This window comes from Devosia sp. A369 (assembly GCF_054489345.1).
Map to the genome: position 1 here is coordinate 1 of NZ_JBTMWV010000004.1, position 11804 is coordinate 11804.

The following is an 11804-nucleotide window of genomic DNA, read 5'->3' on the forward strand; positions in this document are numbered from 1 at the left end:
CCACGGTATAGATCCCCAACCCTCCTGCAAGCGTCGCAGAAGGAAGATAGGTGGCCGACTTTTACGCCGCCCGAAGCGGGACTATCCCGCCGCTACCGTGGACTAATTTTGCACCGCCGCTCTCAAAAGGAAATGAAATGATCGACAGACGCTATAAAACCCCAATCATGCACCGCGCCGTGATTAATTCGGGCGTTATTTATCTGGGGGGCGTTGTTGCCGACGATTTCACGGTCGGAATGTCTGTGCAGATGGCACAGGTTTGCCAGAAGATCGAAACGATGCTGAACGAGCTGGAGTCAGGCAAAGACAAGCTGCTTCATGCAACGCTATATATTACTGACATGTCGCTCAAGACCGAACTGAACGACGCCTGGACGGCATGGATCAGCCCAGAAAACCTGCCAGCGCGGGCGACGGTCGGCGTTGCCGATCTCGGCAAGGGCGTTCTCGTGGAAGCGGTTGTGACGGCCCGCCAATAAACATGAAATGAGGCAAACGGTGTCTAGCGCGGCGAATGGTTCAGAGCCAAAGGCAAGAATGGGCGGTGTTACGGCGCGGGACGTCGCCCGCCATGCGGGTGTGTCCCAGTCCACGGTGTCACGCGCCTTCGCGAATGGTGATCTGGTGTCGAAAGAGACGCGAGACCGGATATTTTCGGCCGCCGAACTGCTCGGCTATCAGGTCAACATCATGGCGCGGGGCCTGAGTACGCAGAAATCCGGCCTCGTCGCCATCGTCACCGGCTCAACCCGGAACCCGTTCTACTGGGATGTGCTGCGGCTGCTTGACGAGCGTCTGCAGGCCCTGGGCATGCATGTCATGCTGATGACGGTGAAAGAGGGCGAGAACACCGATTCAGCGGTGCGCAAGGTGCATCAGTATCGCGTGGATGGCTTGCTGGTGCTGTCGGCGGAATTGTCATCGAAGGCGATCGATGAATGCCGGGAGTTCGGTCTGCCGGTCGTGCTGTTCAACCGCTATGTCGAAAGCGGCGACGTCTCGGCGGTCGCTTGCGACAACGTCGTGGCCGGCCGGGACATCGCCCAGTTCCTCTACAACACCAACCATAAGCGGTTTGCCTTCATCTCCGGCCTGCAGGACAGCTCGACCAACAAGGACCGTTTCCAGGGCTATTCGGACCAACTGGCCAAACTCGGTTGTCCGCCGCCGCTCGTCGAGGGTGGAGACTTTACCTATGAGAGCGGCCGGCAAGCGGTGAAGCGGTTGATGCTGCAATCGGAACGCCCGGACGCGATTTTCTGCGCCAACGACATCACCGCAATCGGTGCGCTCGACGGGATCAAGGTGGATCTGGGATTGAGGGTGCCCGAGGACGTTTCGATTATCGGCTTCGACGATATTGCCATGGCGTCCTGGTCCGGCATCGAACTGACCACGATGCGGCAGCAGACGTCGCGGATGGTCGATAGCGCGCTTGAGATTCTGACCCAGCGAATTGACGCCCCCGAACTCACAGCGGAATTCAGGCTTGAACCCGGAAAACTGATGATCCGGCGAACGGTGCGCTTGGACCGGCCAGCCTAGCGCACCGTAAGGGGCTGAAACACCAGAGCTAATTTTATTGAAACGGGACGATAGCCGCAATTGCAGCTTCTCCCGGAGGAGGAACGCATGCCTAAATATCTGAAGACTGCGGCAGTCCCGCGCGGCAATGTCAGCAATCCCGCCGTGAAACAGACGGTCGAGGGCATCATTGCCGACGTCGAACGCGACGGCGATCAGGCGGTCCGGCGCCTGTCGATCAAGTTCGATGGCTATGATCGGGAAAGCTACCGTCTGTCGAAGCAGGACATTCAGGACTGTGTCGACGCGATGGCCAAGGAGGATCTGGACGATATCCTTTTCGCGCAGCAACAGGTGCGCAATTTCGCCCAGAAGCAGCGCGAATGCCTGCTCGATCTCGAGGTTGAAACCTATCCCGGCCACCGCAATATTCCAGTGGCCAATGTCGGCTGCTACGTGCCCGGCGGCAAGTTCCCGCTGCTCGCCTCGGCCCATATGTCGGTGGTGACCGCCAAGGTGGCCGGGGTCGAGCGGATCATCACCTGCGCGCCGCCGGTCAATGGCCGGCCATCATCCGCCATTGTAGCGGCACAGCATCTCGCAGGGGCCGATGAAATCTATTGCCTGGGCGGCGTGCAGGCCGTTGTCGCCATGGCGCTGGGGACGGACACGATCGCGGCGGTCGACATGCTCGTCGGGCCCGGCAATGCCTATGTGGCCGAGGCGAAGCGCCAGCTTTATGGCCGTGTCGGGATCGATCTGTTCGCCGGCCCGACCGAAACCTTGATCATCGCCGATGAAACGGCCGATGCCCTGACCTGCGCCACCGATATTCTCGGCCAGGCCGAACATGGGCCGGATTCACCCGCCATTCTCCTGACCACGAGCGCGGCCCTGGCCGAGGCGACCAGCCAGAAGATCAACGAATTGCTGTCCGTGCTCCCCACGGCGATCAACGCCCGCAAGGCGTGGGAAGAGCATGGCGAGATCATCCTCTGCAAGGATGACGCCGAACTGCTTGCCGAGGCGGATCGCATTGCCTCCGAACATGTGCAGGTGATGACGCGCGATCCGGATTATTTCCTGGAAAATCTGCGCAATTATGGGGCGCTCTTTCTCGGCGAGCGAACCAATGTGGCCTATGGCGACAAGGTCATCGGCACCAACCACACGCTGCCAACCCTGGGCGCGGCGCGCTACACCGGCGGTCTTTGGGTCGGGAAATTTCTCAAGACCTGCACCTATCAACGCGTGCTGACCGACGAAGCCTCGGTGTATTTTGGCGAGTATTGCTCGCGTCTCAGCATGCTCGAAGGCTTTGTCGGTCACGCCGAACAAGCCAATACCCGGCTACGACGCTTCGGCGGACGCACCATCCCCTATGGTACGGCAGCGGCGCGCACCTAAGCATAATGCAGGAAGGAGGTGGCACCAGTCACGGTGCTACCTCCAGACGAGGCCGCGATAGCCGCAGTTAGGCTCAAGCGAGACGTAAACGCTGAGCCGCGACGTGCTGCTGAGGCCTCTGAAGGAATGCGTCGGCTGGACGTATCTGTCCACCGTGCTCGACGGTCCCAGTACGAGACCGACATTCCGCTAATCGGCGACCCAATCTGCGCCGAATGTTCTGACGACGGCCATTTCAGCCCCAGGACCACACCTTCATCGTGCCGGTAGCCGCCGGTCTGCTGTTGGTGATTTGACGCGAAAAGCAGCATCTCAAGCCAGAGGCCAAGACCATCTTGCTGCCCCGAACCTGCGGGGCGGTGAGCGCTCTGGTGTTTATCCCTAAGGCCCTGATCTGCCTGGCGGTCGGCGCAATCAAACGCAATGTCCGAGATTCGTTTTGCGTCCGCAAAATGGATTGGATTCGAAGGCGGCTTGGCAAGGGACAGTGTTGCTCAGTCCGTGCAGCGTCAGGAAATCAAAACTACATCCCGGCAGGATGCTGACAGAAATGTGTTTGACATCCGAAGGAAATCCAACATAAATTTCCGGCGTCGCGTTCGTGGGAGCAATGGCGGAACTGCGGCGCTCAATGAGACACATTCAAAAAAACCACTTCACAGGGTTTCTGGAGGAACGAATGCGAATTCTCTCAACTTTGTCCGCGGCGGTATTGGGGCTCGCCCTGAGCTCGGCCCCGGGCATGGCTGCTGAACCAGGTACGGTCACCATCGTCGGAACGTCCGGGCCGCAGACCATGGATGGCTGCCAGGTCAGCGTTTCGTCGACCGGCCGTATCCTCAAGCAAAACGTGCTTGAATCACTGACCGAGATTGATGCCATCAAGGGCGGCGCCGTGCCGCGTCTGGCCACTTCGTGGGAGCAGGAAGAGGACGGCTCATGGCTGTTCAAGCTGCGCCAGGGCGTGAAATTCCACGACGGCAGCCCGCTCACCCCAGAAGCCGTCATCTACTCGTTTGACCGCATGCTCGATCCGGCCATGGGTTGCGATGCGTTGATCTTCGTGTTCTCCGGCGTCGAAGTGAAGGTTGAGGCTGTCGATGACGAGACAGTCCGTATCGTCACCAATCCGGTGCAGCCCATCCTGCCGCTGATGACGGAATCCCTGCCCATCGTTCCGCTGTCGACCCCGCGCAACGAAATCACCCGCACGCCCATCGGCACCGGGCCATATGTTTTCACCAACTGGGATACCCAGACCTCGGTGACGCTCGAGCGCTTTGACGGCTATTGGGGCGAGCAGCCTCAGGTCGAAAAGGCAAACTTCATCTGGCGTGACGAAGCCAGTGTGCGCGGTGCCATGGTCGACGTTGGCGAGGCCGATCTGGCTCTGTCCATCGGCGAGCAGGATGCCAAGGACACCGACGTCGTGTTCCAGAGCGCCGAACTGTCGCGCATCAAGATCAATACCGACCAGGCGCCGTTCGACGACGTGCGCGTCCGCAAGGCGCTCAACCTGGCGCTCGATCGTCAGGCACTGATCGGCACGCTGCTGAACAGCAAGCTGACCCTGGCCAACCAGATCGTCGGCCCGAGCGTGTTCGGCTACAGCCCCACCATCGGCCAGTACGAATATGACCCCGTCGAGGCCAAGCGCCTGCTGGACGAGGCTCGTGCCGATGGCGCTCCGCTGGATCGTCCGATCCGCATGATCTCGATCAGCGGTTCGAGCACCTTCTCCAACCAGGATGAAGTCATCGAGGCACTGATCTCGATGTGGCAGCAGGTTGGTCTGAATGTGCGTGTCGAGGCGCTGGAAATGGGTCTGTTCCGCAGCTCCATCCGTCGCGACAGCTTTGAGCCGGGCCGTGATCCCACGCTGGTGTTCTCCAACCACGACAACACCACGGGCGATGCTGGCATGAGCATCTTCTCCAAGTACCACTCGGGCAACATGACCGCAGACCTTCCGATCGGCGAAGAAGCCATCAAGGAAATGGATGCACTCATCGAAAGCGGCATGGCCGCTGTGGGTGACGAGCGCCTGCGTATCTTCCAGGAAGTCATGCGTCTCGAGCATGAGGAAGTCGTGCCGGAAGTCTGGCTCTATTACATGGTGAACATCGTGCGCATGAGCGACCGGATCACCTACGAGCCGAACGCCCGCACCAACGCCGTCATCGAGCTGGCCGACATCACGCTGAACTAAAAATGCACTGGCGCGGCGCCGATCCTATCGGCGCCGCGCATCCCCGTCGCATCCGTTCGTCTGCGCCACGAAAGGCATGACATGCTGCAATTCATCCTTAAGCGGGCGTTGAGCGGGGGGCTTTCCCTGGCCATCCTGATTACGCTTATCTTTTTCTTTGCCCGTTTGAGTGGCAACCCCACCGACCTGTATGTGCCGATGGATACGTCGGAACTGGTGCGCGCGCAGATTGCCGAGCAGCGCGGTTTCAACGATCCCGTCATGACCCAGTTCGGCAAATTCTTGTCGGATTTGTCGCGTGGCGATCTTGGTGACTCGCTGCGTTTTGCGCGCCCCGCCATTGATGTGGTGAAGGAGGCGATGCCGACGACGCTGACGCTGGCTGCCCTGGCTATTCCCATCGCGACAGTGCTGGCGCTGATCATCGGATCGCTTGCCGCCCTGCGCCCCGATGGCTTGTTCGATCGCATTGCCGGCGGCGCCTCGCTAGGCGCGGCTAGCCTGCCCGATTTCTGGCTCGCCATTGTGGGCATTCTGGTTTTCGCCGTGATGCTGCGCTGGCTGCCGACTTCTGGCACGGGTACTCCCTTGCATTGGATATTGCCGGTGGCGGTGCTGGTGTTCCGCCCGCTTGGTATTCTCGTGCAGGTGGTGCGCACCTCGATGATTGCGGTGTTGAGCGCGGACTATGTCCGGGCCGCGCAGGCAAAGGGCGTCCGCCAATCGGTGATCGTCATGCGCCATGCGCTGCCTAACGCGGTGATCCCGATGCTCATGGTGGTGGCCTATCAGTCGGCCGGCATCCTGAATGGCGCCATCGTCATCGAGATGATCTTTGGCCTGTCCGGCGTGGGGCGCCTCATGCTGGATTCGGTCATCTATCGAGACTTCAACCTGTTGCAGGCAGTCGTCATCGTCACGGCCATCGCAATCTTTCTCGTCACCGCGCTGGCAGACGTCCTGCACGCGCTTATCGACCCCCGTATCAACCATGGTTGAGGATGAAATGGTGGGCACACCCGCTACGCCGCGCCTGGTCGCATTCCTTTGGTTCGTCCGCTCGCAGCCGGGCGCTGCCTTATCGATCGGCTATCTCTTGCTGATCGCCGTCATGTTCCTGATTGGACCGATATTCTTTGCCGAGTCTGCCGGGATGGTGAATTTCACCACCCGCAACCTGCCGCCCCTGACAATGGAGCCCAGTTGGAACTTCATCCTGGGCAGTGACTCGCTGGGCCGGCCGACCTTCGATCGTCTCGTCATGGCAGCGCAGCCAACGGTGGGCATCACCCTGGCGGCTGTTGCCATCGGCGCCACTGTCGGGATCTTTCTCGGGCTGGTGGCTGGCATGCGCAATGGCTTCATGTCCTCGGTGATCATGCGCTTTGCCGACGCCCTGATGAGCTTTCCGACGCTGCTGCTGGCCATCCTGCTGCTCTATATCGTCAAGAGCAGCATCGGCACGGTGGTCGTGGTGCTGGCGGTGAGCCGCGTGGCGCTGTTCATCCGCGTCACGCGTGCCGAAACCATGGAAGTGCGCAGCCGGGTCTATGTCACCGCGTCGCGTGCCATCGGTGCGCCGGTCTCGTGGATTACCCGCGTGCACCTGCTGCCCACCCTGCTGCCCACGCTGGTGACACTGCTGGCGGTGGAAGTGGCCTTCACCATGCTCGCCGAATCCAGCCTCAGCTTTATCGGCGTCGGCGTGCAGCCGCCCGGTATTTCGTGGGGGCTGATGGTCGCGCAGGGCCGGGAATATCTCGCCACGCAATGGTGGCTGGCGCTTTGGCCGGGCTTGGCCATCGTGCTGACGGCGGTCTCGCTGATCGTTCTCGCCGACTGGATGAAAACCGCGCTTGACCCGCGGCAGAAATGGCGCCTGCAAACGTCGGAGAACAACAAGTGAGCACTTCTGTCCCACTCCTGCGTGTTGAAAACCTGTCGATTGAATTCGGCTCGGGCAGCGCCGCGATCAAGGCCGTGCGCAATGTCAGCTGGTCGATCAACGCGGGCGAGACTCTGGCGATCATCGGCGAAAGCGGTTCGGGAAAGAGTGTCAGCACCTCGACAATTCTGAACCTGTTGCCGATGCCGCCAGCGCGCATCACCAGTGGCCGGATCATGTTTGGCGATATCGATCTGCTCAAGATCGGGGCGCGTCAGCGCCGGGAAATCAACGGCAAGCGCATCTCGATGATCTTTCAGGATCCGCTGGCGAGCCTGAACCCGCTGCATACCGTGGGCGATCACATCACCGAAGCCATGACCACCCATGGGGTGGCCAAGCCAACGGCGCGAGCGCGGGCGCTCGACCTGCTGGGACGGGTCGGTATTGCCGACCCCAAGACGCGCTTCGATGACTACCCGCACCAGTTTTCGGGCGGGCAGCGCCAGCGCATCATGATCGCCGTGGCTATCGCCATGGGCCCTGAATTGCTCATCGCTGACGAGCCGACCAGTGCGCTCGACCTGACCGTGCAAGCCGAAATTCTGCAATTGCTCCGCGATTTGCAGAAGGAAACCGGGATGGCGATCGCCATCATCACGCACGACATCAACGTGGCGCGGCAGTTTTCCAACACCGTGGTGGTGATGAACCGGGGCGAGGTGGTTGAATCCGGGGTGACCAGCGCTGTGCTGGCCAATCCGACCAACGACTATGCCAAGCGCCTGATCGCCGCCGTGCCCGATCCCCACGCCGCCATCATTGCCTATGACCGGCCCGTCGGTGGCAAGCCGATGTGCGAGGTCTCGAACCTGACCAAGATTTACCCGGCCCGGAAGAATTTCTTCGGCCGCCGGGTCAGTGCCGACAAGCTGGCGGTCAACAATATCGACCTCGACATCTTTCCCGACGAAATCGTCTGCGTCGTGGGCGAGACCGGGTCCGGCAAGTCGACGCTGGTGCGCTCGATCCTGTTGCTGGAGAAGGCCGATGCCGGTTCAGTCGTGGTGGACGGCAAGAATTTGATGGCCATGGATGCCGATGGCCTGCGCGCCATGCGGCGGGACATGCAGATCATCTTCCAGGACCCGACTGCCTCGCTCAACCCGCAGCTGACGGTGGAAGCCATCGTCTGCGAGCCGTGGAACGTCCATCAGGATGTGATGCCGCAAGGCCAGCGCCGGGCGGCCGCAGGAGAGCTGCTGGAACGGGTTGGCCTGAAGAAGGAACATCTCGATTGGCACCCGCATCAGTTTTCGGGTGGGCAGCGCCAGCGTATTGCGATTGCCCGGGCGCTTGCGCTCAAGCCGCAGTTGATCGTGTGCGACGAGGCCGTGTCAGCGTTGGACGTTTCGGTTCGCGCCCAAATCCTCGATCTGCTCGCCGAGCTCAAGGCGGCCACCGGGATGTCGCTGTTGTTCATCACCCATGATCTGGGCCTGGTGCGCCAATTCGCCAACCGCGTTGTCGTCATGCGGAACGGCGAGATTGTCGAGGTCGGGAACGTCCAGGACGTGTTCCTGGCGCCCAACCATCCCTATACCAAGAACCTGCTGGGCTCGCTGGAGCGTCTTGTTGAGTAGGGCCGCGCGGATAGCATCAAGCGATGCGCGTGGCCGCTGCTTAGCGTCGGGCCAGATTGTCGACGAAACCGTCCCAGACGCGGGTCAGGTGGTGGTTCAGGGCAGCACGCGCCGCGTCGCTGTTGCCGTCGGCAATCGCCTGCAGGATTTCAAGGTGTTCCTTGCAGTTCTCGCGGAACCGACCGGGGTAGCGGTTGACGTTGCACATGCGGACGCGACGGCGAACCGTGGCGATGGTCTGCTCCAGGGCGACGTTGCCGCTGGCCTTGGCGATGGCCATGTGCAGGTCTTCATCCAGCGCAAAATAGACCGGCAGGTCAGCCTCTTCGCGGCTCGCCATGGCTTCGATGCGGGCCTTGAGGTCCGCCAGGATCGCCGGGTCCATGCGACCAGCGGCGCCGGCGCAGGCTTCGCCTTCCAGCAGGCGGCGCAGCTGCAGCAGGTCGAGATATTCTTCGATGGTCGGCGAGGGCACCATGTAGAGGCCGTTGGACAGGCGGTCGAGCATCCCTTCGCCATGCAGCCGGCTCAGCGCGATGCGCAGCGGCGTCCGCGAAATATCGAGAATTTCGGACAGCGGGCGTTCCTCGATCACCTTGCCACCCGGAAGCTCCCGACGAAGGATCATGGCGGACAAGGCTTGGTAGGTACTCTCCGAGAGGGTTTGCCCAGCGGCATCAGGTCTCTTCACGGCGCGGCTCCAGCATGACTGCATATATTCGAGTCAATCAAATACGCACGTCGCGTCAGAGTTTCAATTGAATTCCACCGCGATCCCAACGGCTTCCGCCAAGTCCGACGTGACGCAGTAGGCAGCACTCTCACGTTGAATGCAACAGAACGAAAACCGTGCGGACCTTCGGCCAGAACAGCGCACAAATTGGAGAAAACATATGACTGATCAGAACACAAACAGCGCGGCTCAGGCATCAGCTTCCCTCACCTGGCTTGACTTGGAAACCGTCGCGCCTACTCCTGAGCTGCAGAAGGTTTTCGACACGACGATTGAGCGGATTGGCTATGTCCGCAATTCGCAGCTGGCCATGGCCGGTATGCCCGAAGTTGTCATCGCGCTGGACGGGCTGAGCCGCTCGGTCATGAAGGACACCGCAGGCAGTCTCAGCCCCAAGGAGCGCGAGTTGATCGCCCTGGTGGCCAGCGTCGAAAACAGCTGCGTGTCGTGCACCTTCACCCATGCTGCGCGCCTGCGTTCGATCACCAGCGATCCGCTATGGACCGCCATCGTCGAGGTCAATTATCGCCACGCGGCACTGACCGAGCGCGAGCGGGCCATTGCCGACTATGCCTATACGCTGACCGCCCATCCGGCGCTGGTCGATGACCAGGATCTGGAGCCGCTGCGCGCCGCTGGCGTCACCGAGCAGGACATTTTCTACGTCATCGCCATCACCGCCTACTTCAACCTGAGCAACCGGCTGATGAGCGGGCTGGGGATGAAGCCAAACCAAGAGGCCTATGACGCCGGGCGTTAGTCGCTGCGTCATCCAATAGCTGTTTAATCGGGGCATATGCCATGCGCGACAATGACGAGAATTATGGATTTGGCACCCGCCTCGTACAGATGGGGCGGTCCAATTCGGACGGACAATCCTTTGTAAATCCGCCGCTGGAGCGTGGCTCCAGCGTGCTGTTTCCCACCATCGCGGCGCGGGACGCAGTGCGTCAGCGCCCGCTCGACCAGGTGCTCACCTATGGGTTGAAGGGCGGGCAGACCCACTTCCACCTTGAAGACGCTGTGGCCGAAATCGAAGGCGGCAGCCGCTGCCAGATCGTCTCGACCGGATTGGCGGCGGTAACCACCGCGCTGTTTGCCTATCTCAAGGGCGGCCAGCATTGCCTGATGCCGGACAGCGTTTACGGTCCGACCCGGTCGTTCCTGTCGAGCATCGGCAAGGATAGCGGCATGTCCGTGACCTACTACAAGCCGACCATCGACGAGGCCGGCCTGCGCGCCCTGGTGCAGGACAATACCACGGTGATCTATGCCGAAAGCCCCGGCAGCCACACCATGGAAGTGCAGGACGTCGCCATGCTGTCGCGCGTCGCCCGCGCTGTCGGCGCCAAGCTGCTGATGGACAATACCTGGGGGCTGTCCTTCTTCAGGCCGTTCGAGCATGGCGTGGATTGCTCGATCCAGGCCGGCACCAAATATATTGGCGGCCACTCCGATCTGATGCTCGGCACCATCACCACCAATAGCGATGATGACTGGAGCCGTGTCCGCAATACGGCGGTGACGCTGGGGCAATATGCCAGCCCCGATGATTGCTGGCTGGCCCTGCGTGGCCTGCGGACCTTGCGGGTGCGTCTCGCCGAACACATGCGCGCCGGCATGGCCGTGGCGCAATGGCTCGAAGGCCGCGCCGAGGTAAAGCAGGTGCTGCATCCGGCGCTGCCCGGTGCGCCGGGGCATGGGCTGTGGAAGCGCGACTTCACCGGCGCCTGCTCGCTGTTCTCCGTCGTGCTCGACCCGCGGTTTGAATATGCCGACATGGTCGCCATGATCGACGCGCTGAAGCTGTTTGGCATCGGCGCGTCCTGGGGCGGCTTTGAAAGCCTCGCTTTGCCGACCACCGGCACCGTCACCCGCACGGCCGAAACCGGCGGTTTCGGCGCGCAGGTGTTCCGCCTCCATATCGGGCTCGAAGATACCGACGATCTGATCGCCGACCTTGATGCCGGCTTTGCGGTCTTGAACGGCCATGCTGCGGACCGGGCTTGAGGCCCTCCCGGCGCACACTTTAACTCAACAGGAATTTTGCCATGACCATCACCCGTTTTGACACCAATCACCGCCGCAGCCGCGTCGTCATCCACGGCGACACCGTCTATCTGGCCGGCCAGGTTTCCGCCGATACCGATGGCGACATCACCCACCAGACCAAGGGCACGCTGGCTCGGATCGATCAGGCGCTGGCACTGGCCGGCAGCGACAAGAGCAAGATCCTCAGCGCCACGATCTGGCTGAGCGATATGGCTGACTTCAAGGCCATGAACGAAGTCTGGGATGCGTGGATCGACCCGCAGAACCCGCCGGCCCGTTCGTGCGGCGAGGTCAAGCTGGCCCGTGCCGACCTGCTGATCGAAGTGATCGTGGTGGCGGCGCGCTAAC

Annotated in this window: 11 protein-coding genes; 10 read left to right on the plus strand and 1 reads right to left on the minus strand. The window is 61.4% G+C overall.

Going from position 1 to position 11804, the window contains the following annotated elements; genetic code table 11:
* The first annotated feature begins 137 nt into the window (after positions 1-137).
* The 7 genes from ACX3OZ_RS06665 to ACX3OZ_RS06695 all read left to right on the plus strand — a co-directional run bounded on the left by ACX3OZ_RS06665 (position 138) and on the right by ACX3OZ_RS06695 (position 8671).
* Positions 138-482 (plus strand): RidA family protein, encoded by a 345-nt coding sequence (locus ACX3OZ_RS06665; RefSeq protein ID WP_459104101.1) that lies wholly within the window; start codon positions 138-140, stop codon positions 480-482.
* A 7-nt stretch (positions 483-489) separates the two neighbouring features.
* Entirely contained in the window at positions 490-1548 is a 1059-nt protein-coding gene (locus ACX3OZ_RS06670) for a LacI family DNA-binding transcriptional regulator (RefSeq protein WP_459104102.1), read from the plus strand.
* An 87-nt stretch (positions 1549-1635) separates the two neighbouring features.
* On the plus strand, positions 1636-2934 hold the full coding sequence (gene hisD / locus ACX3OZ_RS06675) for a histidinol dehydrogenase (RefSeq protein ID WP_459104103.1): 1299 nt from the start codon (positions 1636-1638) through the stop codon (positions 2932-2934).
* Positions 2935-3613: 679 nt separating this feature from the next.
* Complete coding sequence (locus ACX3OZ_RS06680; protein ID WP_459096247.1) at positions 3614-5143, plus strand: ABC transporter substrate-binding protein; 1530 nt, start codon at positions 3614-3616, stop codon at positions 5141-5143.
* An 81-nt stretch (positions 5144-5224) separates the two neighbouring features.
* On the plus strand, positions 5225-6142 hold the full coding sequence (locus tag ACX3OZ_RS06685; protein WP_459096248.1) for an ABC transporter permease: 918 nt from the start codon (positions 5225-5227) through the stop codon (positions 6140-6142).
* 10 nt (positions 6143-6152) lie between these two features.
* Positions 6153-7049, plus strand: coding sequence for an ABC transporter permease (locus tag ACX3OZ_RS06690; RefSeq protein WP_459104104.1), 897 nt, complete (start codon positions 6153-6155; stop codon positions 7047-7049).
* Positions 7046-8671, plus strand: a complete 1626-nt coding sequence (locus tag ACX3OZ_RS06695) for a dipeptide ABC transporter ATP-binding protein (protein WP_459104105.1) — start codon at positions 7046-7048, stop codon at positions 8669-8671. Before ACX3OZ_RS06690 ends, ACX3OZ_RS06695 begins: the two co-directional genes overlap by 4 nt.
* A gap of 40 nt (positions 8672-8711) precedes the next feature.
* On the opposite strand, the gene ACX3OZ_RS06700 is transcribed toward ACX3OZ_RS06695, so the two are convergent.
* A complete protein-coding gene (locus ACX3OZ_RS06700; protein ID WP_459096251.1) occupies positions 8712-9362 on the minus strand; it encodes a GntR family transcriptional regulator in 651 nt (216 codons plus the stop codon).
* 202 nt (positions 9363-9564) lie between these two features.
* Between ACX3OZ_RS06700 and ACX3OZ_RS06705 the strand changes: the two genes are divergently transcribed.
* The 3 genes from ACX3OZ_RS06705 to ACX3OZ_RS06715 are packed head-to-tail and all read left to right on the plus strand — an operon-like array spanning position 9565 to position 11803.
* On the plus strand, positions 9565-10164 hold the full coding sequence (locus tag ACX3OZ_RS06705) for a peroxidase-related enzyme (protein ID WP_459096252.1): 600 nt from the start codon (positions 9565-9567) through the stop codon (positions 10162-10164).
* Positions 10165-10205: 41 nt separating this feature from the next.
* Entirely contained in the window at positions 10206-11414 is a 1209-nt protein-coding gene (metC, locus tag ACX3OZ_RS06710; RefSeq protein ID WP_459104106.1) for a cystathionine beta-lyase, read from the plus strand.
* Positions 11415-11455: 41 nt separating this feature from the next.
* Positions 11456-11803, plus strand: coding sequence for a RidA family protein (locus ACX3OZ_RS06715; protein WP_459104107.1), 348 nt, complete (start codon positions 11456-11458; stop codon positions 11801-11803).
* Position 11804 lies beyond the last annotated feature (1 nt).